The organism is Kitasatospora sp. HUAS MG31, assembly GCF_040571325.1.
In the GTDB taxonomy this organism is placed as follows: Bacteria; Actinomycetota; Actinomycetes; order Streptomycetales; family Streptomycetaceae; genus Kitasatospora; species Kitasatospora camelliae.
Genome location: NZ_CP159872.1, coordinates 675781 through 696685 on the forward strand (window position 1 = coordinate 675781; position 20905 = coordinate 696685).

The 20905-nt window shown below is 75.7% G+C and carries 29 protein-coding genes; 10 read left to right on the forward strand and 19 right to left on the reverse strand.

Going from position 1 to position 20905, the window contains the following annotated elements; translation table 11 throughout:
• Positions 1-15: 15 nt before the first annotated feature.
• Together ABWK59_RS03205 and ABWK59_RS03210 are read right to left on the reverse strand one after the other, a co-directional pair.
• Positions 16-1038 carry a hypothetical protein gene (locus ABWK59_RS03205; RefSeq protein WP_354637752.1) on the reverse strand — a complete coding sequence of 341 codons (1023 nt, stop codon included), beginning with the start codon at positions 1036-1038 and terminating at the stop codon, positions 16-18.
• Positions 1039-1128: 90 nt separating this feature from the next.
• Complete coding sequence (locus ABWK59_RS03210) at positions 1129-2547, reverse strand: FAD-dependent oxidoreductase (RefSeq protein WP_354637753.1); 1419 nt, start codon at positions 2545-2547, stop codon at positions 1129-1131.
• A 79-nt stretch (positions 2548-2626) separates the two neighbouring features.
• Between ABWK59_RS03210 and ABWK59_RS03215 the strand changes: the two genes are divergently transcribed.
• From ABWK59_RS03215 to ABWK59_RS03225, 3 genes are all read left to right on the forward strand, one after another.
• Positions 2627-3118 carry a hypothetical protein gene (locus ABWK59_RS03215; protein ID WP_354637754.1) on the forward strand — a complete coding sequence of 164 codons (492 nt, stop codon included), beginning with the start codon at positions 2627-2629 and terminating at the stop codon, positions 3116-3118.
• Between the two features lie 91 nt (positions 3119-3209).
• Positions 3210-3836 (forward strand): DUF4232 domain-containing protein, encoded by a 627-nt coding sequence (locus tag ABWK59_RS03220; RefSeq protein WP_354637755.1) that lies wholly within the window; start codon positions 3210-3212, stop codon positions 3834-3836.
• 46 nt (positions 3837-3882) lie between these two features.
• A complete protein-coding gene (locus tag ABWK59_RS03225; RefSeq protein WP_354637756.1) occupies positions 3883-4341 on the forward strand; it encodes a DUF6228 family protein in 459 nt (152 codons plus the stop codon).
• A 54-nt stretch (positions 4342-4395) separates the two neighbouring features.
• Here ABWK59_RS03225 and ABWK59_RS03230 read toward each other — a convergent pair whose 3' ends face one another.
• Together ABWK59_RS03230 and ABWK59_RS03235 are read right to left on the reverse strand one after the other, a co-directional pair.
• Positions 4396-4902, reverse strand: a complete 507-nt coding sequence (locus tag ABWK59_RS03230; protein ID WP_354637757.1) for a GNAT family N-acetyltransferase — start codon at positions 4900-4902, stop codon at positions 4396-4398.
• Positions 4903-4996: 94 nt separating this feature from the next.
• Positions 4997-5296 carry a hypothetical protein gene (locus ABWK59_RS03235; protein ID WP_354637758.1) on the reverse strand — a complete coding sequence of 100 codons (300 nt, stop codon included), beginning with the start codon at positions 5294-5296 and terminating at the stop codon, positions 4997-4999.
• Positions 5297-5552: 256 nt separating this feature from the next.
• Here ABWK59_RS03235 and ABWK59_RS03240 point away from each other — a divergent pair, with 256 nt between their 5' ends.
• Together ABWK59_RS03240 and ABWK59_RS03245 are read left to right on the forward strand one after the other, a co-directional pair.
• Entirely contained in the window at positions 5553-6113 is a 561-nt protein-coding gene (locus ABWK59_RS03240) for a YcxB family protein (RefSeq protein WP_354637759.1), read from the forward strand.
• 28 nt (positions 6114-6141) lie between these two features.
• Positions 6142-6927 carry a hypothetical protein gene (locus ABWK59_RS03245; protein ID WP_354637760.1) on the forward strand — a complete coding sequence of 262 codons (786 nt, stop codon included), beginning with the start codon at positions 6142-6144 and terminating at the stop codon, positions 6925-6927.
• A 92-nt stretch (positions 6928-7019) separates the two neighbouring features.
• Here the strand turns inward: ABWK59_RS03245 and ABWK59_RS03250 are convergent, their stop codons facing one another.
• From ABWK59_RS03250 to ABWK59_RS03290, 9 genes are all read right to left on the reverse strand, one after another.
• A complete protein-coding gene (locus ABWK59_RS03250) occupies positions 7020-7658 on the reverse strand; it encodes a GNAT family N-acetyltransferase (RefSeq protein WP_354637761.1) in 639 nt (212 codons plus the stop codon).
• Between the two features lie 121 nt (positions 7659-7779).
• Positions 7780-8085, reverse strand: a complete 306-nt coding sequence (locus ABWK59_RS03255) for a cupin domain-containing protein (protein WP_354637762.1) — start codon at positions 8083-8085, stop codon at positions 7780-7782.
• Positions 8086-8250: 165 nt separating this feature from the next.
• Positions 8251-8565 carry a hypothetical protein gene (locus tag ABWK59_RS03260; RefSeq protein ID WP_354637763.1) on the reverse strand — a complete coding sequence of 105 codons (315 nt, stop codon included), beginning with the start codon at positions 8563-8565 and terminating at the stop codon, positions 8251-8253.
• A 192-nt stretch (positions 8566-8757) separates the two neighbouring features.
• Positions 8758-9030: a hypothetical protein gene (locus tag ABWK59_RS03265; RefSeq protein ID WP_354637764.1), complete on the reverse strand. Its 273-nt coding sequence runs from the start codon at positions 9028-9030 to the stop codon at positions 8758-8760.
• 87 nt (positions 9031-9117) lie between these two features.
• Positions 9118-9564 (reverse strand): nuclear transport factor 2 family protein, encoded by a 447-nt coding sequence (locus ABWK59_RS03270; RefSeq protein WP_354637765.1) that lies wholly within the window; start codon positions 9562-9564, stop codon positions 9118-9120.
• Positions 9565-9622: 58 nt separating this feature from the next.
• Entirely contained in the window at positions 9623-10036 is a 414-nt protein-coding gene (locus tag ABWK59_RS03275; RefSeq protein ID WP_354637766.1) for a VOC family protein, read from the reverse strand.
• A 10-nt stretch (positions 10037-10046) separates the two neighbouring features.
• Positions 10047-10421, reverse strand: coding sequence for a helix-turn-helix transcriptional regulator (locus tag ABWK59_RS03280; RefSeq protein ID WP_354644811.1), 375 nt, complete (start codon positions 10419-10421; stop codon positions 10047-10049).
• A 125-nt stretch (positions 10422-10546) separates the two neighbouring features.
• On the reverse strand, positions 10547-11002 hold the full coding sequence (locus ABWK59_RS03285) for a VOC family protein (protein ID WP_354637767.1): 456 nt from the start codon (positions 11000-11002) through the stop codon (positions 10547-10549).
• Entirely contained in the window at positions 10999-11529 is a 531-nt protein-coding gene (locus tag ABWK59_RS03290; protein WP_354644812.1) for a cupin domain-containing protein, read from the reverse strand. The genes ABWK59_RS03285 and ABWK59_RS03290 overlap by 4 nt, the downstream gene beginning before the upstream one ends.
• 175 nt (positions 11530-11704) lie before the next feature.
• Here ABWK59_RS03290 and ABWK59_RS03295 point away from each other — a divergent pair, with 175 nt between their 5' ends.
• From ABWK59_RS03295 to ABWK59_RS03310, 4 genes are all read left to right on the forward strand, one after another.
• Entirely contained in the window at positions 11705-12292 is a 588-nt protein-coding gene (locus tag ABWK59_RS03295) for a TetR/AcrR family transcriptional regulator (protein WP_354637768.1), read from the forward strand.
• Complete coding sequence (locus ABWK59_RS03300; protein WP_354637769.1) at positions 12289-13140, forward strand: alpha/beta fold hydrolase; 852 nt, start codon at positions 12289-12291, stop codon at positions 13138-13140. The genes ABWK59_RS03295 and ABWK59_RS03300 overlap by 4 nt, the downstream gene beginning before the upstream one ends.
• A gap of 109 nt (positions 13141-13249) precedes the next feature.
• Complete coding sequence (locus ABWK59_RS03305) at positions 13250-13609, forward strand: S26 family signal peptidase (RefSeq protein ID WP_354637770.1); 360 nt, start codon at positions 13250-13252, stop codon at positions 13607-13609.
• 48 nt (positions 13610-13657) lie between these two features.
• Positions 13658-14074, forward strand: a complete 417-nt coding sequence (locus ABWK59_RS03310; RefSeq protein ID WP_354637771.1) for a GNAT family N-acetyltransferase — start codon at positions 13658-13660, stop codon at positions 14072-14074.
• Positions 14075-14092: 18 nt separating this feature from the next.
• Here ABWK59_RS03310 and ABWK59_RS03315 read toward each other — a convergent pair whose 3' ends face one another.
• On the reverse strand, positions 14093-14305 hold the full coding sequence (locus ABWK59_RS03315) for a hypothetical protein (protein ID WP_354637772.1): 213 nt from the start codon (positions 14303-14305) through the stop codon (positions 14093-14095).
• Between the two features lie 284 nt (positions 14306-14589).
• Here ABWK59_RS03315 and ABWK59_RS03320 point away from each other — a divergent pair, with 284 nt between their 5' ends.
• The gene (locus tag ABWK59_RS03320) at positions 14590-16491 is read left to right on the forward strand and encodes a helix-turn-helix domain-containing protein (protein WP_354637773.1); all 1902 of its coding nucleotides are present in this window, start codon (positions 14590-14592) and stop codon (positions 16489-16491) included.
• Positions 16492-17206: 715 nt separating this feature from the next.
• Here ABWK59_RS03320 and ABWK59_RS03325 read toward each other — a convergent pair.
• The 5 genes from ABWK59_RS03325 to ABWK59_RS03345 all read right to left on the reverse strand — a co-directional run bounded on the left by ABWK59_RS03325 (position 17207) and on the right by ABWK59_RS03345 (position 20782).
• Complete coding sequence (locus tag ABWK59_RS03325; protein ID WP_354637774.1) at positions 17207-17986, reverse strand: cytochrome c biogenesis CcdA family protein; 780 nt, start codon at positions 17984-17986, stop codon at positions 17207-17209.
• Positions 17983-18582, reverse strand: coding sequence for a TlpA family protein disulfide reductase (locus ABWK59_RS03330; protein WP_354637775.1), 600 nt, complete (start codon positions 18580-18582; stop codon positions 17983-17985). Before ABWK59_RS03330 ends, ABWK59_RS03325 begins: the two co-directional genes overlap by 4 nt.
• Before the next feature lie 5 nt (positions 18583-18587).
• A complete protein-coding gene (locus ABWK59_RS03335) occupies positions 18588-19175 on the reverse strand; it encodes a hypothetical protein (RefSeq protein WP_354637776.1) in 588 nt (195 codons plus the stop codon).
• Positions 19172-19858: a thioredoxin family protein gene (locus ABWK59_RS03340; protein ID WP_354637777.1), complete on the reverse strand. Its 687-nt coding sequence runs from the start codon at positions 19856-19858 to the stop codon at positions 19172-19174. Before ABWK59_RS03340 ends, ABWK59_RS03335 begins: the two co-directional genes overlap by 4 nt.
• Before the next feature lie 66 nt (positions 19859-19924).
• Complete coding sequence (locus ABWK59_RS03345; protein WP_354637778.1) at positions 19925-20782, reverse strand: CAP domain-containing protein; 858 nt, start codon at positions 20780-20782, stop codon at positions 19925-19927.
• Between the last annotated feature and the right edge of the window lie 123 nt (positions 20783-20905).

Below are 20905 nucleotides of genomic sequence, written 5' to 3' on the forward strand. Positions count from 1 at the left end.
GTCCGTCCGGCGCCCTCACTGCATGATCGTCCGCGGGAGGTGGGCCGGTGTGCCGACGCAGTGGTACATCTGCAGGGTGTAGCCGCGTCCGACGGTCACCAGGGTGGGGTTGCACGCGTCGCGGCACGGGTACCCGGGCGGCTTCCCGGCGTCCTCGCCGTCCTCGAGGGGGCGCCAGCTGCCGGTGGATCCGTCCCACTCGCCGCTGTCGACGGTGAGGAGCGCCTCCACGGGGCCGCCGCACTCGCCGCAGGACAGCTCCTCGGGGCCCGCCGGGTCGCGGAAGGTGAAGTGGGCCGGCCATCCGCCCGCCTTCCAGCCGGGTGCCACGGACAGGTCGCTCCGGTAGTCCGCCGACCGCTGCTCGGCCCAGGTCTCCAGGCGCTCCGTCACTTCCTCGGCGAGCAGGTGGCCCGGGGGGAACTCCCGGACCTGCTCGGGCCGGAGCAGGCACGGCTCCGGTACGTGGTCGTCCTGTTGGACGTAGGCGGGTTCGGGCGGAGCGGCCAGGACCTCCCGCACCTCGGAGGCGCGGCGCCACCGCAGCTGCACGGCACCCGAGCAGCCCTCGACGTCCTCGGACGGCGACCACACCACCTGGAGCAGGTCGGTCCCCTCCGGGAAGGGGAGCCCGGGCACGTCGCGGGCGTAGAGCTGGGCGAGCGGGATCAGCGGCTGCGGGCCCGCCGGCTGCAGCGCCGGCGGGTGTCCCGCGCGGATCCGGTCCACGACCTCCTGCTCCGCCGGGGTCAGCAGGTTCTCCCGCGGCCCCCGGGGCCGCGACCACGCCCGGGTGAGGACGGCCCGCCGGGTACGGATGTCCGCGAGCGTGGTCAGCGGCCCGTACGGCGGGTACGGCGACTCGTACGCCGGCCACGGCTCGTCCGCGGGCCACAGCAGCGGCCCGCCCACCGAACTGTCGTGGACGGTGGGCGCACCGGGGTGGGGGTGCAGCCGGGTGGCCGTCCTCGCCTGCCCGGCCAGCTCCGGGAAGCCCGCGGCCACGTCCAGCGGGCGCTCGGGTGTCGTACGCGTCATGTCCTCCCCCGTCTCATCTCGGCGTTCAGCTCCGGTACCGGATCCAAGCACAGGGCACGGACAGCCGGATCGGCAGCCTGACGGGTACGGCTACCGGGTCTCCCCCGCCGCGGCGGCGAGTGCCGGGACGAAGGTGTCCGCCTGGATGAGGGCCTCCCACTGGTCACGGGTCGGGCCGTCGTGCCCGGGCGCGAAGTCCGGGCGGTCGGCCAGCCAGGCGGTGAGGTGCCGGTCCACCTCGTCGGTGCCGTAGGCGGCGTCGGCCGGTTGCAGGAGGTGGCGTACCTGGGCCCGGGCCCGCATGACGACGGGGTCGTCGAAGGCGCAGGCGGCCAGGGCGGCGGCCCGCCGGTCCGAGGACGGTGCGCCCTCGGCGAGGCGCTCACCGGCGACGCGGTCGGCCGTCACCTGCGCGTCGAACCACGGGCGGAGGGCCTGGACCGTCCAGGCGTGGTAGCCGGCCGGGTCCTCGGCGATCCGGTCGGCGTGGGTGGCGAGGTGCCGGCCGGCGAGCAGGCCGAGGGCCACGCCGTGGCCCAGGGTGGGGTTGGTGTGGACGAGGCTGTCCCCGGCGTTGACCAGGCCGGTGACGACCGGTCCGTCCTCGTCGACGAGGGAGGTCCAGCGGTTGTCGAGGCCGGCCATCGGCAGGACGGCGGAGTGCGGTTCGGGGTCCAGGTCGAGCCAGGCGGCGGTCGCGGGGAAGCGGCGGGCGACGGCCTCGAACACGGCGGGGTCGGTGAGGGCGGCGCGGGTCGGATCGCTCGTGGAGAGCACCACGCTCAGCGCGAAGGTGTCGTTGTCGGAGGGGAACACGCCGGCGAGCGCGAACGGCGCGGTCGAACCGGTCTTCACCCGGCCGGGGTCGCGCGGGCCGTCGGCCCGCAGGCGGTACCAGCGGCACAGGTAGGCGATCCCGGTCCGGTGGCTCTCGACCACGGGCGGGCGGCAGCCGATCTCGGTCAGCCAGGCGGGAACCCGTGAGCGGCGACCGGCGGCGTCGACGACGAGGTCCGCGTGGTGGACCCCGGTGCCCACCCGGACGCCGGTGACCCGGACCGGATCGCCGTCCTCGAAGGCGAGGCCGCTCACCCGGTGGCCCTGCCGCACCTCCACGGTGGCCTCGCGCCGCACCGCCTCGGTCAGGGCGGCCTCCAGCACGATGCGGCGGGTGCGCAGGGTCACCAGTTCCTCGTCGCCGGCCCGGTGCGGCGGATGCTCGCCGAACCAGTCGAAGTCGTGGTACTCGCGGGCTCCGCGGGCCAGCAGGTCCGCGTAGACGTCGGGGGCCTCGGCGTGCAGCACGGTGCGCACCGGCGCGAGGAACGAGTGGGGCTGGACGGCCTGCGGAACCCGGGGCCTGCCCCAGTCGAAGAAGTCGCGGTTCAGGTCCGCTCCGGCCTGCCGTGCGTCCTGCTCGAACAGCGTGACCCGATGGCCCCGCCGGCCCAGCATGAGCGCCGTCCCCAGCCCGCTGATACCCCCACCGACCACCGCAACCCGCGCCACTGAAGCTCCCCTTCGCGTCGTGTTGCGGAATGATCTTACCGCTCGGCGACCTCCGCCCGCGAACCGGCCCCGGCCCTGGGTGACCGCGGACCCGCTGCCCCACGTCTCCTCGCCGTACGCCTGTTTCCGGGCCTCGGCGGCCGCCGGCGACGGCCTGCCGCCGGAGGTGGTCGAGCGGCTGCTCGCCGCCGAGGAGTGCGCGGTCCGCACGGCGATGGTGCTGCGGGCTCCCGAGCAGCTCGACCCGGCGACGGCCGAGCGGATCGACCGCGACCACGGGCCGCCCAAGCAGGTGCGGTGGCGGCCGGCCGACGCGTTCGCCTTCCCGCCGGAGAGCCTGCGGCGCTTCGCCGTCGATCCGGACGCCCGGATGCGCCTGCTGGCTCCCCGCGATCCCGGTCTCCCGGCTGGGCTCGCCGAGCGGCTGGCCGCCGATCCGGCCCCCGAGGTCCGGATGGCGGTCGCGCCGCACCCCAACCTGCCGGTCGAGTCGGTCGCCCGGGCCGCGGCCGGCTCCCCCGCGCTCCCGGTCGACCAGATGCGGCGGATCCTCGAACTCGCCGGACTGTGACGGTCGTCGGGGGAGGGCGTCCCGGTCGGCCCGGGCAGTGGGTGCCCTATGCTCGCGGGGAGGGGAACGTTCGACTCGGGGGGAGTCCATCATGCGGAGGCGTACGGCGGTTCTGGTCGCGGCGGTCCTCGCCGCCGGTGCGGCGGCGAGCGGGTGCGGGAGCGTGGCCGCCACAGCCGGCGGTACGACCGGGGCCGCCTCCACCGGGCCGGGAGGGACCGCCGCGCCGGGCGGATCCGCCGCGCCGGTCGGGTCGGCCATCTCGGACCCGGCGCCCAACTGCGTGCCGGAGCAGCTGACCTGGACGTTCCGCCGGATCGACGAGCAGCCGACGACCACGGACGAGACGCCCAAGTCCCGGCTGATCGCGACCAACTCCGGTCCGGGGCCCTGCGCCGTCGACGGCTACCCCTGGTTCCGGGTCTCCATCGGCAAGGCGGAGGATGTGGTGGCCGCGCCGGGCCGCCAGGTCGCGGAGCGGCTGACGGTCAGGCCCGGGGGCAGCGTACGGGTCGACCTGTACTACTCGGACACCCCCGACACCAGCGAGCGCTGCTTCATCGCGGCTTCGAGGAACCCGTGGTCGGCGGTGCTCCCGCCGCACAGCCCGGAGGGTGCGGGGCCCACCGCCGTGACGTTGACCGACCGTCAGGGACAGGCGGTGCCGCTGTCCGTGTGCGGCGAGGACATCTGGATGGGCGCCCCCGTCCTCGGCTGACCGGCCGCCCGTACGACACTCGTCCCACCGACCGCAGGAGGCTCCCGTGTCCCCACGCCCTCCGGAGGCGGGCGCGGCCGCACGTCTGGTGGTCCGTTGCGGGAACGCGCCCGGCGTCCGGGTCACCCTCGGCGACCGGCGCCGGCCCGACGAGGACACCGTCGCGTTCTCCGTCCGCCTCCGCGGCGAGGGGCTGAGCGCGAAGGTGGACGACGTCGGTCTGTGGGTGTGGGACGAGGACCGGCTGCCGGACTTCTTCGACGGCCTGGCGGCCGACGTCCGGGGCTGGTCCGGCGAGCGGCGCTGGACCGGCCACCGGCTCGCCCTGTCCGCCGTCTTCGCCCCCGGCGGCCGGGTCGGTCTCACCTGGACCGTCCGGCCGCGGCTCCCCGCCGGAGCCTCCTGGGAGGCCGCCCTCACCACCTGGCTGGACGCCGGTCGGCAGACGGCCGACCTGGCCGCCGGTCTCCGCGGCTTCCTCGGCCGCCCGTACGGCGCAGCCTGAGTCCGTACGCCGCGGCGACCCGGGCCGTCCGGCTCACCCGCGGCCGCCGCGGGGTCACACCGTGCGGCGCATCGCCAGTCGGGGCCACCGGTCGAGCCCGTGGGCGGCCTCCCGGGCACGGATCTCCCGGAGCTCCGGCCCGAGGTCCTCCTCGGCGAGCGGCCGGAAGCCGCACCGCCGGTAGTACGGCGCGTTCCACGGGACGTCGGCGAAGGTGGTCAGGGTCAGCGCGGGGACGCCCTCGGCGGCGGCGAGGCCGGCGAGGTGGTCCAGCAGCGACCGTCCGACGCCGCGCCGTGCGCTGTCCGGGTGCACCGACACCTGCTCCACGTGCAGGTCGCCGTCCACCCGTTCGGCGATCAGGTAGGCCACCGGCACGTCCGCCGCGTCGACCGCGACCCACGCCAGACCGGCCGCCCGGTAGCGGTCGAGTTCCGCCACGGACAGCGGCTCGTCCTCCGCGATCTCGGGCATGCCGACGGTACGGAAGGACTCACCCGCCGCCCGCTCGATCCCGCGGAGCAGCGGCAGTTCCTCGGCCCGGACCGGTCGTACGCGCATGCCCGCCATTCTGCTCGCCGGGCCGCCCGTGATCGACCGGTTTTCCGGTCCACCGATCCGCCGCCGTTCCGGGTCCGCCCGTCACCGTCCGCCGTCACCGTCCGCCCTCGGCCGCCCGGCGCTGGGCGGCTCTCAACCGGTCGGCGAGGTCGCCGAGTTGCCGGGTGACCTGGTTCATGGTGCTGCGGGCGTCGGGGGTGTACATCCGGTCCGGGTAGATGCCGGTGAACCCCTTCATCGCCTCCAGGGCGGCGGCGACGGCACCGAGCAGCGGCTCCTGGCAGTCGTCCGGGATGGTGCCGTGGCGCGAGCGCGCCTTCGCGGTGACGGTGTCGCGTATCTGCTTCTCCAGGTCGCGGAGGGCGTCGACGATCGCCTTCAGTTCGGTGTCCATCACGGCTCCACGGCTCCCTTGCGGTCCCGGTGGCCCGGGCCGGCCGCCGCCCGGGCGGGGCTCTCCTACCCACCGATCCGGTGCGGGCCAAACATCCCCGCACGGGCCCTCGGGTCCGCCCGGGCAGCCGGGCCGCGGACGTCCTCGCAGGTGCGACGGGCCGCCCCCGGCTCCCGCGGCTCCGCCGGAGCGCCATCCGCTATCACCCGATCGGCCGCTGCGCTACGATCCTCACGATCTTGAGGGGGACGGGGACATGACCGACGACCAGCTGACCGACATCCGCGTGGAACTGACGTACCGGCCGACGGCGGAGGACTTCGCCGAGGCCCTGAAGGGGCGGTCGAAGGCCGCCAAGTCGAGTCGGCGTGCGCGGGTGCTGACCTTCGTGATGCTCGGCTGCGCGGTGATCGGCGGTGCGCTGTCGCTCGCCGGCGGGAAGGGTGTCGACCCGGTGTTCACCGCCCTGGTCGTCGTCGCCGTGGTCTCGCTCCTGCTGCTGCCGCGGCTCCAGGCCCGCCAGTTGCACCGGCTGGCCGCCGCCAACGGCGAGTTCCGGGTGACCGTGGACGGGACCGGGGTCGGGGTCCGCACCGAGCGCAGCTCCAGCCAGCACAGCTGGGAGGCGGTGCCGCGCTTCGTGGAGACGCCCGGGCTGTTCCTCCTGCTCAGCGGCGACCGCAACGCCTCCTGCCTCACCCTGCTCCCCAAGCGCGGCCTCGCCGACCCGGCGGACGTGGACCGCCTGCGCGCGATCCTGGAGCACCGCCTCTCGGCCGTCCGCCGACGGCCGCGGCCCGCACCCCCGTACCGCTGACGCGGCCCTGCCCCCGGGAGCCCTGGCCATGACCCCCGACACCGCCCGTGCCCCGGCCGGCTCCGCCGTTTCCGGTGCCGACGGTTGGGAGGCCGCGCTCCACCAGGCGTTCGAGGTCCTGCTGGGCCGGCCGCTGTCGGCCTTCCCGTCCGAGGCCGGGTACGGCGCGTACTACGGCGGCGACCGGCTGGACGAGACCGAGGTGAACCGGGATCCCGCCTGGCTGGGCCGTGCGGCGCTCAGCGGCCGCGAGACGATCACCGGGCCGGACGAGCTGGTCCTCCGCGACGGCGGCTATCCCGTCCTGCGGTTCGACGCGAGCGAGTCGCTGTTCGAGGTCGACGTGTCCTCGGAGGCACTGCCGTTCGCCTTCCGGCGGGAGGCCGCGGCCGCCTCCCTCGCCGGCCGGACCGGCATCCTGCGCGGCACGGAGCTGGCGCGGCTGACGGAGCGCCACGGCGTCGACCTCACCGCGCCCGGGCTGCCCGGACACGTCTGGTACCTCTGGCAGGCCCGGATCGCCTCGGACGGCACCCTGCTCGGCGCCCTGCGGGCCGCCACCGGCATCGGCGACGGCCCGCAGAGCCTGGTACCCGCCGAGGAGGAGACCGACGTCGCGGACGCGGTGGAGCACGCCGCGCTGCGCTCCCACCTCGCGGCGTTCCTCGACCCCGACGCGCAGGACCTCGCGTTCCGCCCGGCCTCCCCCGCCGAGCAGGGCGAGGCCACCGTCGCCTGTTGGGAGGGCGCGGTGGACCAGTACCGGATCACGCTCTGGCGGCTGGACCTGATGGCCGGGCGGCCCTGGTCCTGACCTCCCGCGGGGCCGGCGCCCGCCGCCGGGGGTGAGGGCTTGTCCGACCATTCCCGCCGCGCGCCGATGCGACGCGCATGGTCGGACAAGCCCTACCGGTGTCCCCGGCGTTCGAGGGTGCGGGCGATCCGTTGTTCGAGGCCGGCACGGCAGTCCGGCCACTCCGCCGCGACGACCGAGAACATCGCCGAGTCCCGCAGCCGGCCCTCCTCCCCGGGCACCCAGGAGCCGGACCAGTTCCGCAGCACCCCTTCGAAGCGGGCCCCGGCCGCCTCCATCGCGGCCCGGGAACGGCCGTTGCGCGCATCGGTCTTCAGGTCGACGCGGGCGACCTCCCACTCCTCGAAGGCGTGCCGGAACAGCAGGTACTTGGCCTCGGTGTTGATCCCGGTGCCCTGCGCGGAGGCCGCCAGCCAGGTGAACCCGATCTCCACCGCGCACAGCCCCTCACCGTCCGGCCACGGCCGCGGGTCCCAGTAGGAGGTGGCACCGACCACCCGCCCCGAGGCCCGGTCCACCTGCACGTACGGGGCCAGCCTCCCGGCCGCGGCGCGGCCCAGCTGGGTGTCGATGTACGCGTCCACCGTCTCCGCGGTCGGCACCCAGGTGAACCGGTACGAGGTCCGGTCCTCCTCGGCGGCGGCCGCCAGGCCCGCGGCGTGGTGCCGCCCCAGCGGCTCCAGGCGCACCAGCTCGCCCTCCAGGACCGGTCCTTCGAGCCTGAACCCCATCGTTCCCCGCCTTCGCCGTGTTCGAGAGCGGCAGCGTCCCAGAGTCCGTCCCGGCTGTCGCGCGAATATCACCGCGCCCCAGCAGCCGCTCCCCTCCACGCGCTGACCGCCTGACGACCGATCAGTCCTCGGCCGACTCCACGATCATCAGCGTCCCGTGGCTACCGGGACGGACCGCGTGCACGGCGCCCGCCGGCATCAGATACAGCTCGCCCGCCCGCACCGCCACCGGCACGCCGTTCACCTCCAGTTCCAGCCGGCCGTCGATCACGAGCAGCGCCTCATCGGCACCATGGCTCTCCTCCTCCACCGGCAGCTCGTCCATCCGCAGGACCTTCACGCAGGCCGCCCCCACCTGGCCCAGCCGACGAGAACTCCACGCCTGCGGCAGACCGGCTGCGACCTCCGCCAGGTTGACCACACTCACGGCACACCCCTCCCAACGGGCCCGACCGGTCTCGCCGATCGCCCCGCGCATCAAGATCAATGGATGCCTCGAAGCTACCCGGCCCGGAGCACGAAGTGGTCGACCGTTTGGCAAAATCCACCGCCGACACCACGCAGTCGCCGACCGGGACGCGGTCCTGGGTTCTCAGCCCCCGTCGTCGGCCGCGCGGCCGTGGGCGGACAGTTGGCGGAGGGCGTCCGGGGTGTAGAGGTACCAGCCCTGGTCACGCGCGCCCGGACCCCATCTGACCCGCGCCACCCAGTGCATCGAGCCCTGCCGGAGTCGCCATCGTTCGATCCGGCCGGGCCGCCACTCCCCCGCGATCCGGATCTCCACCCGCCGCCACCGTGGCTCCGCCACCCAGGTCCGCCCGGGCCCCGCCAGCAGCGCGGCCGGCGCCGGCACGGCGTCCCCGCCCTCCGATCGGCGGGGCTGGAGGCACGGGGCAGCGGTGGTCACCCCTCCAGAGTAAATCGCACGCATGTTCGACCACAAGGGGAGCAGGATCCTCCGGCCGTGAGCCCCACCGACCCCTGACCGGTCAGGTCGCGCCGGGCGGCCACGGGCCGGCGAGCAGACGCCGGGCCTCGGCGACGGTCGCGCGGGCGACGGCGGACCCCGCCGCCGCCCACCGGGCGCGCCGGGTCGATCTCAGGGGGTGTCGCCCGCCCAGTCCCAGCGGGCCGGGTCGCCGGTGCGGGGGCCGTAGTGGGCGCGGCCGCCGGGGCCGTGGGCGCCGATCTCGGTCGGCAGGGCGGCACCGTCGGCGAGTTCCTCCTCCGTCCAGCCGGTGACGTCCAGCAGCAGCCCGTCGAGCGGGCCCGCCACCAGCTCCCGGTACGCACGGCCCGGCCGCGGCCCCGGATCGGGGTCGTCGTGGTCGGCCCCGTACACCCGGCCGCGCATGAACTCTTCCTCGTCCATGCGCCCAGCCTCGCAGGCCCCACCGACAGTCCCGCCCGACCCGCGGCCGACCGCCGGTCCACGGGCCCGGGGGTTCGAGCGACCGCCTCAGGCGGGGAGCCGCGGGGTGTCGGCGCCGAAGGGGAGGTGGACCGTGCGGCCGGCGAGCAGCCAGGTGCCGTCGAGGGTGCGGAAGGTGTCCTCGTAGTGGCCGACGTTCGCCGGGGGCGGCGGTGCGACCATGCCGCCCTGGTAGCCGTCGACGCGGTAGGTGGTGAGGTAGGAGACGGCCCGGGCGGTGGTCGGGGACTCCACGGTGACCAGGATGTTCGTCATCAGGCGGCGGGAGAGCCGGTCGGCGGGGCGGGAGGCGAAGTACGCGCGCAGGGCGTCGCGGCCCTCGATCCGCCGGTCTCCGTGGGGCCAGTGCCAGAAGCCGTCCGGCGTGAACAGGTCCGCCACCGAGCCCGGGTCGCCGAGGTCGAGGCGGTGGATGAAGTCCACGATGACGCGCTCACAGGCGCGTTCGGCGAGCATCCGGTCCAGCGAGGTCATGACCATATCGTCCATGACCCTTTCTACCAGCCCCAACCACCCGGCCGGCAAAGGCTTTTCAGCCGCGCGGCTGGTTGATCTGCACCATGTTCCCCGCCGGGTCGCGGAACGCGCAGTCGCGCACGCCGTACGGCTGGTCCATCGGCTCCTGGAGCACCTCGCCGCCCGCCGCGCGGACCCGCTCGAAGGTGGCGTCGCAGTCGTCGGTCCGGAAGATCACGCCGCGCAGCTGGCCCTTGGCCATCAGCTCGGCCACGGCCTGCCGGTCGGCGTCGCTGGCGTGGGGATCGGCGAGCGGCGGCTCCAGGACGATCTCCACGTCCGGCTGCGTGGGCGAGCCGACGGTCACCCAGCGCATCCCCTCGAACCCGACGTCGTTGCGGACCTCCAGGCCGAGCGCGTCGCGGTAGAAGGCGAGCGCCTTGTCGTGGTCGTCGACGGCGATGAAGCACTGCGAAAGGTTGATGTCCATGCCCACCACGCTACGGACCGGCGGTGGGCCTCGCTTCTCCGTTCCTGATCGGCCTGGTGTGGATCTTCGCGACGCAGGCGGGGATGGCGGCACCCGGGTCGTGGTCGCGGGCCCGGTACGCGCTGGGGCTCTCCCCGACCAGTTCGGTGAACCGTGAACTGAACGAGCCGAGCGAGGTACAGCCCACCGCCATGCAGACCTCGGTCACGCTGAGGTCGCCCCGCCGCAGCAGCGCCTTGGCCCGCTCGATCCTGCGGGTCATGAGGTAGCTGTACGGCGTCTCGCCGAAGGCGGTGCGGAAGCTGCGGGAGAAGTGGCCCGGCGACATCAGGGCGTCGCGGGCCAGCGCCGGGACGTCCAGCGGTTCGGCGTAGTCGCGGTCCATCCGGTCGCGGGCCCGGCGCAGCCGGACGAGGTCCTCCAGGGGTACACGGGTCACGGGTTCCACGGTACCGACCGCCGGGGACAGCCCGGGCACCCGCTGGAGGACGCCGCCCCGGGCTCAGTCCCTCAGGCCGTCCAGGTGCGGGTGCAGAGGACCAGCCGGTAGCCGTCCGGGTCGGTGACGGTGACGCCGTACTCGTCCCAGTAGGGGTTGTGGGCGGGGACCCGGTTGCCGCCGTGGGCCGTCAGACGTGCCAGCAGGGCCTCGTCGACGGGGGTGCCGAGGTAGACGACGAGGAGGTCGTCCACGGTGGGGGTGGGATCCAGCGGGTGGTCGGGGTCGTGGGTGAGTTCCAGGTGCCAGGCGCCGCCCGGCGGGCCGACCATCAGCAGGTCGTGCTCGCCGGGGACGCGCTCGGCGCTCCGCCAGAGCACCGCCAGCCCGAGGCCGTCCACGTAGAAGCGCTCGGCGGCGGCCAGGTCCCGGGAGGGACGGGCGAGGCGGATCCGGAGATCCGGGGTGATCGGGGTGAGCGGCGTGGTCGGGCCGTCCGGGGTGGCCGGGGCGTTCGGGCCGGTCATGCCGACTGCTCCAGGGCCGCGCGCCAGACCGGGCTGTCGACGTAGTGGTTGTCGAAGCGCTCCGAGGACTCGGCGATCTCCTTCGGGTCCGCCTCGCCGCGCATCACCCGGCCCAGCAGCCGCAGGTAGTCGAAGCGGCCCATCCCCGGGGTGAAGACGAACAGCACGTCCGCCTCGGAGCCCGGGGCGGCGGCGAAGGCGTGCGGGGTGTGCGGCGGAACGGCGAGGAAGTCGCCCTCCCGCAGGATGCTGACCTCCTCCCCGACCAGCACCTGCAGGGCGCCGCTGATCACGAAGAACAGCTCCCAGGCGCGGGTGTGGAAGTGCGCGGGCGCGCCCGCCGCGCCGGCGGCGAAGGTGGAGCGGTAGCTGGTGAACGCCCCGGCGGTGTCGGCCGAGTCGGCCAGCAGGGTCATCACGCTGCTGGGGTCGGCGCAGGTCTCGGCGTCCGCGTGGCGGGTCAGCACGGCGGGGAGCGGGGCGGCCGCGGACGGCCGGTCGGACAGGGTCTCGGCGTTCTGATTCATCGTCATGATCCGATCCTACGGGGAGATAGCACCAATCCGATGGGGCATTAGGCGACAGGGATCTTGGGGCAATCGACCTCCGGGACGCCCCGGCCCGAAAACCGCTGGACGGGCGTTTGCTAGACCCCTTAGCTTTTGGGCTAGAGACATTCACCGGACGGAAGCGGGGCGGAGCATGGCACGGGCCGGACTCAGCGCGGCCAGGCTGACCGAGGCGGCAGCCGTGATGGCGGACCGCGACGGCCTGGAGAAGGTCACCGTCTCCGCCCTCGCCCGGCATTTCGGCGTCCGGGACGCCAGCCTGTACAAACACGTCCGCAACCTGCACGACCTGCGGGTCCGGATCGCCCTCCTCGCCTCCGAGGAGATGACCGAACGGATCGGCGCCGCGGTGGCCGGCCGGGCCGGCAAGGCCGCCCTGGTCGCCTTCGCGGACGCCTACCGCCGCTACGCCCTGGACCACCCCGGCCGCTACGCGGCCACCCAGCAGCGCCTCACCCCCGAGGAGGTCGCCGACTCGGTCGGGTTCCGCCGCAGCGTGGAGCTCACCTACGGGATGCTGCGCGGCTACGACCTCGCCGAGCCCGACCTGACCGACGCCGCCCGCCTGCTGCGCAGCGCCTTCCACGGCTACATCCACCTGGAGCTGGCCGGCGGCTTCGGCCACGCCCGCGCGGTGGACGCGTCCTGGGCGCGGACGCTCGACGCCCTGCACGCGGTCCTCACCACCTGGCCACCCCGAGACGACGGGAGCACCCCATGACCCCGCCCGGCACCACCGGCACGCTCGACGTACCCGGCGCCACCCTGCACTACGAGGTCCGCGGCAGCGGGCCCGTCCTGCTGCTGATCCCCGGCGGCGCCGGCGACGCCGGGATGTACACCGGTCTCACCGCCGCCCTGGCCGACCGCCACACGGTGATCGGGTACGACCAGCGCGGCCTGTCCCGCAGCCGGATCCACGGCGAGGCGGGCACGGCGGACGGGCGCCCGACCGGCGAACAGCGCGTCACCGAATGGAGCGAGGACGTCTCCCGGCTGCTGCACGCGCTCGCACCCGGCGAACAGGCCACCGTGGTCGGCTGCAGCTCGGGGGCGATCGTCGCCCTGGACCTGCTCGCCCGGCACCCCGAACAGGTCCGCCGGGTGGTCGCGCACGAGCCGCCGCTGGTCGACCTGCTGCCGGACCCGGCCCCGCACCGCGCCCTGTTCGCCGAGGTCCGGGAGATCTTCCGCCGGTCGGGAGTGGGTCCGGCGATGGCCAGGTTCAGCGAGGGCCTCGGCGGCCGGCAGGACGACCGCCCGACCGAACTGCCACCCGAGCTGGCGGAGTTCGCCCCGCGGATGCACGCCAATCTGCCGGTGTTCCTGGAGCAGGTGCTCTGCCCGTTCTCGTCCGGCCGGCCCGACCTCGACCGGCTGCGCCCGGTCGCCGACCGCCTGGTCCTGGCCGTCGGCCGGGAGTCCCGCGGGCAGGTCCCGCTGTACGGGCCGGCCGAGCGGCTCGCGGAGCTGCTGGACTGCCGGCTGGCCGAGTTCCCGGGCGGCCACCTGGGCGCGACCGAGCGGCCGCGGGAGTTCGCGGAGCAGCTGGAGAAGGAGATCGCCTGAACGGGCCGAGGGCGGGCGGGTCGGGCGGAGCGGACGGGGCGGACGGAGCGGACGGGGCGGGCCGGAAATCCCGTGGAGGAAGCGGCCGTTCGCCTGCCACGATGGCCGGATGGGTGCAATGGACGCGGTGGCCGGCAGGGTGGCGGGCGGCGCCACGGTGGAGTTCCGCCCCACCGGGACGTCGATGGTCCCGCTGATCCGCAGCCGGCAGCAGGTGACGGTGGCCCCCGCCGACCCGACGCGGCTGGAGGTGGGCGACATCGTCCTGGCCCGCGTGTCCGGCACGGTCTACCTGCACCTGGTGTCGGCCGTCGACCCGGCGCGGCGGAGGGTGCAGATCAGCAACAACCGCGGCCGCGTCAACGGCTGGACCGGTCACGACCGCGTCTTCGGCACCTGCGTCGCCGTGGACGGCGCCCCTCGCCCGGGTGCCGCCGCCAAGACCCGCCACGCCGAACCGCCCGCCTGAACGGTCGACCGACCGGAGGCGGACGCTCGGACAGGGAGGATGGCCGGTATGGAGATCCGCCGCATCACGCAGGCCCGGGACGCCCGGGACGCCGGTCACCTCTTCGACGAGCCGCCACGGCCCGAGGCCACCGGACGGTTCCTCGCCGAGGCCGGCCACCACCTGCTCGTCGCCTACCAGGACGGCACACCGGCCGGGATGGTCACCGGCGTCGAGACCACCCACCCGGACAAGGGCACCGAGATGTTCCTGTACGAGCTGGGCGTGGACGAGGCCTTCCGCGGATGCGGCGTCGGCTCGGCGCTGGTGGCCGCGCTCGCCGAACTCGCCCGCGAACGCGGCTGCTACGGCATGTGGGTGGTCACCGACCACGACAACGCCGCCGCCCTCGCCACCTACCGCCGCGCAGGCGGCCTCGCCGAGGGCCGGCAGACCGTCCTCACCTGGACCTTCGACCAGCCGTAGCGGGCGGGAGCGGGCCCGTCAGAAGGCCGTGGTGTCGAGGTCCAACGAGAAGGGGGCCGGCAGGCGGACCGGGGTGCCGAAGGCCTCACGATTCTGACGGTCGCTCAGGAAATAGACCGGCGCGCCGTACTGGGCGCGGTCGCCTGCGACGTGCTGGACGGCGTACTTCAGGGCGCGTTCGGGGTCGGGGACCGAGCTGTGGTCGCCCGGGTGGTGGGGTGCCGTGCTCACGGGGTGGGCTCCTCTCCTCGGCGTCGAATCTCCTCCGGGGAGGGCGGTGAGGGTGACGGAACGCGTTTCCGGGCGCGTTGACCGGCTGCGTGGCTACGGATCGAGGGCCGGATGCGGCGCCGTTGCGGCGTCGCGGGTACGAGGCCTGCCGAAGCGCGCAGGTCCACGCGCCCCCTCAGGGGTTCACCGGTTGCTGGCCCTGGGCCGAGGGGTGGGGGGCTGGGTCCGTACGATCGGGGCTGGTCAGGGCCAGTAGCGGGCCCTGGGTGGGAGGAGTGCGCGGGATGCTGACGGTGGGGCGGTTGGCTCAGGTGCGGGAGTTGGGGCCGGCGGTGGTGGCCGGGGCTGGTGGCGGGCTCGGGCGGGAGGTCCGGGGCGTCGCGGTGCTGGCGGCGGGCGGGCGGCCGGGGTCGGAGCTGGCCGGGAAGCTGGTGCGGGTCGAGGGCGGCGACGGCGGGACGGTGCGGCGGCTGGCCGGGGTCGGGGCGGCGGGGCTGGCGGTGGCGGGCGGGGTACCGGAGGAGGTGATGGAGGCCGCGGAGCGGGCGGGGCTCGCGGTGCTGGGGGTGGCGGCGGAGACGGACTGGTTCCGGGTGGCGCAGGTCGTCGCGGACCACCGGGTGCGGATGGCGCAGGAGCGGGTGGAGCGGCTGGAGAAGCTGCTGGCGCAGGCCCGCGAGCGGGACGCGGGCGAGGACCGGGGGGACCGGATCGAGCGGATCACCTCCTGGCTGGCCGGGGCCGTGGGCGGGTCGGTGGCGCTGTGCGGCGGCCGGCCGGAGGGTTCCCCCGCCGGCGGGTGGACGGTCCCGCCGGCGGCGGAGCGGGCGGTGCGCGACCTGGCCGCGGGCCGGCTGCGGGCCGCCGCGCTGGACGACGGGGAGCTGCGTCTGCAACTGGTCGCGGTGGGACGCCGGAGCCCGTACCCGGTACTGGTGGTGGGCCGCCGGGAGCCGTTCGACCGGGACGCCAAGGCGGTGGTCACCCACACCGCGGACCTGCTGGCGCTGCTGCTCCAGGTCGCCGAGGCGGAGCAGGGCCGGGACCGGCTGGCGGAGGTGGCGTCCTCGCTGCGGCTGGCGGTGTTCCAGCTGCTGATGGGCGGTGAGGTGACGCTCGCCCAGCGGTCGGCGGAGGGGCTGGGCAACCGGCTGCTGGACACCGACTCCGCCCGGGTCTACGTGCTGGAGGGTCCGGCGGCGGAGCGGGACCGGCTGGCCGCCGCGTGTGCGGAGGCCACCGAGGGCCGGGCGCTGGTGGTCCGCTGTCCGGCGTACGACCAGCACCTGATCGTGGTGGCGCCGCTGAGCGGGACGGACTCCCCCGCCGGCGGGACGGCCGTGGAGCGGACCGTCCCCGGGCTGGACCCGGACGCGGGGTGGGACGAGGTCGGCGCGGTGCTGCTCCGGTTCGTGGCGGACCACCCGGAGCGCTTCCTGGGCGGCAGCGGCGCCCTGCCGCTCTCGCAGACCGCCGGGTCCTACGGGGACGCGACGCGGGCCCTGGCGATCGCCCGGCTGACGCCGGTCCGGGCGGCGCTGTACGCGGCGGAGAGCCGGCTGGTCGGGGTGCTCGACCCGCTGGCGGCGGGCGGCTGGGCGGCGGCGGTGCTCCGTCCGCTGCGCGAACTGCCGTACAGCGGGCGGGACCAGATGCTCGGCACGCTGCAACTGGGGCTGGAGTTCCCGGCGACCAGCGCGGGCCGGATCCTCGGGGTGAGCCGCAACACCGTCCGGGCCCGGCTGGACCGGGCGGCCGGCCTGATCGGGCTGGACCTGTCGGAGGTGGGCGCCCGGGCCGTCCTGCACCTGGCCCTGCGGCTGGACGCGGCGCGGGGTCCGCTCGCCGAGCCGCCGGGCGGGCCGGTGGACGGGACGGCCGTCGACGCGGCGGAGGTGCTGTCCGGCCCGGGCGGGTCCGGTTGGGCGCGGACGCTGCTGGCCCGGCTGGACGAGGACGGGCGCGATCTGCGCACCACCCTGCTCACCTGGCTGGAGGAGAACACCGGCGTGGAGCGCACCGCGCGGCGCCTCGGGCTGCACCCGCAGACGGTCCGGGAACACCTGCGGGGCGCCGAGCTGCTGCTGTGCCGCCAACTGCTCTCGGGCGGCGGCGGCCTGTACGAGGTGGCTCTCGCCTTCGCGGCCGTGGGGGCGCTGCACCTGCCGCGCCCCGAGGCCGCGTGAGCCACTGGCCTGCGGGCGGTACGACGTGGCCGACCGTGCACCGGTGAGGCCCGGGGGCGGGCGACCGTGCAGCGGTGAGGCTCCCTCCGTCCGGGCCGCGGGCCTAGAGTCTGGCGCAGCGGCCCATCGGGGGCGGGGCCGCTCACCAGCCCACCAGGCGCGCGCCGCCGCTGCTGCGACCTCGGTCGCCGGCGCCGCCTGGTGCGAGGGGTGCCCGTCAGGTGTCGTGTGTCGTCCGGCACCTGACGGGCCACGGGTTCCCTCGCTGCCGTGCCGCGGCCCCCACCGTGGCACCGTCCGGCCCCCACCGGCGTGCAGCGCGGGCCCGACCCCCCGGTGCTGTCCTGGCGGGGACGTCCCTTCCCAGCTGACGTCCCGCCAGGACGATCCCTCCCCGAACGCGGCGACACCCGTCGCCAGCGATGACACACCGTCACGACGGTGACGCCCCGTCATGGCGTTGACGCCTTCGTCACCCGTTCGCGGGCTTGCCGTGCGGGGCGCTTGGGGGTGGGGGCCGGACTGCCGAGAAAGCACGTGGACGAAGGGAGATCCCACCTTGGTGTACGTGCTCGTCGCGCTGCTGGCCTGTTCCGCCCTGGCACTGGTGGTGTTCCTGCTCGCGGCCCGGGCGGGTGCCCGGGCCGACGCCGGGGAGGAGGAACGGTGAGCAGCGCCCGGGCAGCCGACCGGCTCCCCGTCACGCGGGGGCGGCTCAGCCCTCGGCGGCGACGGCCCACTGCTGGAGCTGTCCGACGAGCTGGTCCCAGAGCCCGGTGACCAGGAGCAGGCCGACGGCGACCAGCAGCCCGCCGCCGATCCGCATCACCCGGGCGTAGTGCCGCTTGACCACGGCGAAGGCGCCGAGGGCGTGCCGGAAGGCGAGGGCGGCGAGGACGAACGGGAGTCCGAGGCCCAGGCAGTAGGCGGTCATCAGCAGCGCGCCGCGGCCGGCGCTGGCCTGGCTCCAGGCCAGCGCCTGGACGGCGCCGAGGGTGGGGCCGATGCAGGGGGTCCAGCCGAGGCCGAAGACGAAGCCGAGCAGGGGTGCGCCGGCCAGTCCGACGGCGGGCCGGCGGTGGGTGCGCAGTTCCCGCTGGGTGAGGCCGGGCAGGACGCCGAGGAAGGCGAGGCCCATGGCGACGGTGAACAGGCCGAGGACGGTGGTGATGGTCTCGCGGTGGTCCTGCAGGGTGTTGCCGAAGTATCCGAACAGGGCGCCGCCGGAGACGAAGACCGCGCTGAAGCCGAGGACGAACAGCAGGGAGCCGGCGAGCATCCGGCCGCGCCGGCGGGCGGTGGCGTCGGCGAGGTCGGCGGCGGAGAACCCGGTGACGTAGCTGAGGTAGCCGGGCACCAGGGGCAGCACGCAGGGCGAGAAGAAGGAGATCAGGCCGCCCGCGACGGCCACCGGGACGGCGAGCAGCAGGGTGCCGTGGGCGAGGGTGGCCCCGGGGTCGAGGGCGAGGTGGAGGGGCGTGGTGGGCGGGGTCATGGGGTGGCGGCCTCCGCGGTGATCGGGTCGAGGACGGCCCGCAGCTGTTCGGGGGTCACCGGGGCGGCGATGGCGGCGGCGATCCGGCCCGCGCGGTCGATGACCAGGGTGGCGGGCAGGGCCTGGACGTTGACGGTCCGGGGCGGGAGGGTGCGGACCAGGGTGCCCTTGGGGTCGTACAGGCTGGGGTAGGTGAGGCCGTGGTCGCGGACGAAGGTGCGGGCGGGGCCGGGCTGCGGGTCCTTGGTGTCGATGCCGAGGAAGCGCACGCCCTGGGTCTCGGTCTCGGTGTGGACGCGCTGGAGGCCGTCGGCCTCGGCGCGGCAGGGGCCGCACCAGGATCCCCAGATGTTGAGCACCACCACGTGGCCGCGGAGGGCGGCGAGGCTCTGCGGGGTTCCGTCCAGGTCCTCGCCGGCGAGGTCGGGGGCGGGGAGGCGGTCGGCGGTGGCGAAGGTGAGGGCGGGGGCGCCTCCGGCGGGCGCCGCCGCCGGGCCCTGCTGGAGGGCGTCGGCGGCGGCACAGCCGGTGGCGGCCAGCAGGGCCGTGGCGAGGAGGGCGGCCGCGGCGAGGACTGCCCGGGGGCGGGGAGGCACGGGGTTCACCTCGAGGTGGGGGTCGAGCCGGTCGGGGCGGCGGTGGGCCCGGTGGGGGTGATGTCCAGCGGGACCGGGTGGTCGTCGACGGGCAGCAGGCAGCCGTCGGTCTCGCTGCAGGCGGCGTAGCCGATGTGGACGGCGGCGGGGCCGGTGCCGGCGGCGCGGACCGGGAGGGTGGCGGTGACGGGCCCGTCCGGGTAGACGGGGACCGTTCCGGTGACGCCCTCCAGGGCGAGTCGGCGGACGGGGGCGGCGACGGTGAGCGGGGCGGTGGTGCCGAGGGCGCCGTCGGTCCGGGCCGTGGTGGGCCGGCCGACGCCGTCCACGCCGTTCGGGGGGAGGTCGGTGGCGTAGAGGTGGAAGCCGGACTCCCCGGGGGTGAAGGAGAGTTCGAGGGTTCCGGCGCCGTCGTGCCAGTCCCGGAGGGCGACGGTGACGGTGACGCCGCTCTCCTCGAACCGGCCGAGCAGGACGGCGGCGGCCGTGGCCTGCTCGGTCCGTTCGGTGGTCCCGCCGGCGGAGCAGCCGGCGGCGGGGAGGGCGAGCAGGGCGGCGATCAGGGCCGCGGCGGGGCGGCGGCGGGGGCTCACGGGGCCCACTTCTTGAGGAAGGCGGTGAAGCCGCTGGTGCCGAGGGAGGGCAGGCCGGCGGTGTTGGTGTCGGTGCGCACGGTGCCGTCGGGGGTGACGACGATCAGCACGGGCATCTTGTAACTGCCTTGGGAGTCGTACTTCTTGAGGAGGTTGAAGTTGGCGGTGCTGTGGCTGCCGATGTCGACCTGGACCAGGTGGTAGGAGGCGTTGAGGAGGCTCTGCACCTGGCTGTCGCCGAGGGTCTTGTCGAGTGCCTTGCAGTTGCCGCACCAGGTGGCGCCGAAGTCGAGCAGGACGTTCTTGCCGTCGGCCTTGGCCTGCCGGATGGCGGCGTCCACCGCGGCGGGCGAGTCGGCGGTGGCGGAGTAGCCGATGGCGATCGGGCCGCCTCCGCCGGCGGCGGGCTTGGCCGGGGCGGCGCTGGTGGCCTTGGCCGAGGCCTTGGCGGTGGCCGACGGGCGGGCCGTGGAGGCGCTGGGCGCGGGGGTGGGGCTGGCGGTCGGGGCCTCGGTCTCCGGCGGGGCGGTGACGACGTTGACCGGCTCGGGCAGTGCGGCGGCGTCGGAGGCCGTGACGGCGGCGGCCGCGGGGGCGTCGTCGGCTCCGGAGCCGGTCGGGCCGCAGGCGGTGAGGGCGGCCACGGCGGTGACGAGGGTCAGGGCAAGGGCTGGACGGCGCAAGGGAGTTCCTCGGGTCGGAAGGGAGTGGACGGGGTCCTGCGGGTGGAAGGGCCGGCGGTGGCCGGGTCAGTCGGAGAAGTCCTGGGTGAGCCAGACCGTGCCGGCGGGGTCGCGGTACACGGCGATGCCGACGTGGGTGAAGCTCCGGCTGAGCAGGTTGCGGCGGTGGCCGTCCGCGGGCGGCTTCTCGTCGAGCATGCTCTGGGTCAGGCGGACGGCCTGGGCGGCGATGTCGGCGGTGGAGGTGGAGACCGGTCCGCCGCGGCCGATGTTCTCGCCGGCGGCGCCCCAGTGGACGCCCTGGGCGCTCTCGCGCTGGCCGACGGCCGGTTCGCCGGGGCACTGGTGGGCGAGGCCGCAGCCGCCGCTCATCACCTCGTTGTGCCCTGCGGCGGCCGCGGTGAGTCCGGTCGTCAGGGTGTACGGCGGGAGGCCCTGGACGGCCCGGGCATCGTTGATCAGGGCCAGGACCTGCTGGACCTCGTCCCCGCCGCTCGGCGCTCCCGCCCCCGCCGCCGCGCCGCCGGGCCGGGCGGCGGGGATCGCGGCGGCGGAGGTCGTGGCGGTGGCGCCGGGGCCGCCGGTGCGGGTGTCGGTGGACGTGGCCGCGGAGGGGGAGGCGGGCGGGGTGCTCGCGGTGGCGGGCCCGGTGGTGGGCGCGGCCGGGCCGGTCGGGGTGGCTGTCGCCGCGCCACCGGCGCCGGCGGCGGCTATCGGTGACGTCAGGTCGGCCGCCGCGGCGGCGGCGTCGGGTGCCGTGCTGCCGGCCGGGGCGGGGAGCGCCGCGACGGTGGCCACGGTGCCGCCGACGGCGAGCAGCAGTGCTCCGGCGACGGCCGCCCGGGGCAGCCGGGGTGCCCGCCGGGCGGCGCGGTGGGCCGGGGCGCGGCGCGGGGGCCGGGGCACGCGGGGGTCGATGGGCATGGTGGTACCTCGGGATCGGGTGAGGGTTGCCGTGTCCCGGTGGGAGGCCCGGCCGTGGGGGTCGGGCGTCGGGAGACGGTGGGGCGGCGCACCCGGTCCGCGAGTCCGGTGTGCGCGGGGAGC

Bases quoted from the DNA above. Each gene is read 5' to 3' on its own strand.
- ABWK59_RS03205 (WP_354637752.1), bottom strand. From the start codon at position 1,038: ATGACGCGTACGACACCCGAGCGCCCGCTGGACGTGGCCGCGGGCTTC.
- ABWK59_RS03220 (WP_354637755.1), top strand. From the start codon at position 3,210: ATGCGGAGGCGTACGGCGGTTCTGGTCGCGGCGGTCCTCGCCGCCGGT.
- ABWK59_RS03230 (WP_354637757.1), bottom strand. From the start codon at position 4,902: ATGCGCGTACGACCGGTCCGGGCCGAGGAACTGCCGCTGCTCCGCGGG.
- ABWK59_RS03235 (WP_354637758.1), bottom strand. From the start codon at position 5,296: ATGGACACCGAACTGAAGGCGATCGTCGACGCCCTCCGCGACCTGGAG.
- ABWK59_RS03240 (WP_354637759.1), top strand. From the start codon at position 5,553: ATGACCGACGACCAGCTGACCGACATCCGCGTGGAACTGACGTACCGG.
- ABWK59_RS03245 (WP_354637760.1), top strand. From the start codon at position 6,142: ATGACCCCCGACACCGCCCGTGCCCCGGCCGGCTCCGCCGTTTCCGGT.
- ABWK59_RS03250 (WP_354637761.1), bottom strand. From the start codon at position 7,658: ATGGGGTTCAGGCTCGAAGGACCGGTCCTGGAGGGCGAGCTGGTGCGC.
- ABWK59_RS03265 (WP_354637764.1), bottom strand. From the start codon at position 9,030: ATGGACGAGGAAGAGTTCATGCGCGGCCGGGTGTACGGGGCCGACCAC.
- ABWK59_RS03270 (WP_354637765.1), bottom strand. From the start codon at position 9,564: ATGACCTCGCTGGACCGGATGCTCGCCGAACGCGCCTGTGAGCGCGTC.
- ABWK59_RS03275 (WP_354637766.1), bottom strand. From the start codon at position 10,036: ATGGACATCAACCTTTCGCAGTGCTTCATCGCCGTCGACGACCACGAC.
- ABWK59_RS03280 (WP_354644811.1), bottom strand. From the start codon at position 10,421: ATGGACCGCGACTACGCCGAACCGCTGGACGTCCCGGCGCTGGCCCGC.
- ABWK59_RS03285 (WP_354637767.1), bottom strand. From the start codon at position 11,002: ATGACCGGCCCGAACGCCCCGGCCACCCCGGACGGCCCGACCACGCCG.
- ABWK59_RS03290 (WP_354644812.1), bottom strand. From the start codon at position 11,529: ATGAATCAGAACGCCGAGACCCTGTCCGACCGGCCGTCCGCGGCCGCC.
- ABWK59_RS03295 (WP_354637768.1), top strand. From the start codon at position 11,705: ATGGCACGGGCCGGACTCAGCGCGGCCAGGCTGACCGAGGCGGCAGCC.
- ABWK59_RS03300 (WP_354637769.1), top strand. From the start codon at position 12,289: ATGACCCCGCCCGGCACCACCGGCACGCTCGACGTACCCGGCGCCACC.
- ABWK59_RS03305 (WP_354637770.1), top strand. From the start codon at position 13,250: ATGGGTGCAATGGACGCGGTGGCCGGCAGGGTGGCGGGCGGCGCCACG.
- ABWK59_RS03310 (WP_354637771.1), top strand. From the start codon at position 13,658: ATGGAGATCCGCCGCATCACGCAGGCCCGGGACGCCCGGGACGCCGGT.
- ABWK59_RS03320 (WP_354637773.1), top strand. From the start codon at position 14,590: ATGCTGACGGTGGGGCGGTTGGCTCAGGTGCGGGAGTTGGGGCCGGCG.
- ABWK59_RS03325 (WP_354637774.1), bottom strand. From the start codon at position 17,986: ATGACCCCGCCCACCACGCCCCTCCACCTCGCCCTCGACCCCGGGGCC.
- ABWK59_RS03345 (WP_354637778.1), bottom strand. From the start codon at position 20,782: ATGCCCATCGACCCCCGCGTGCCCCGGCCCCCGCGCCGCGCCCCGGCC.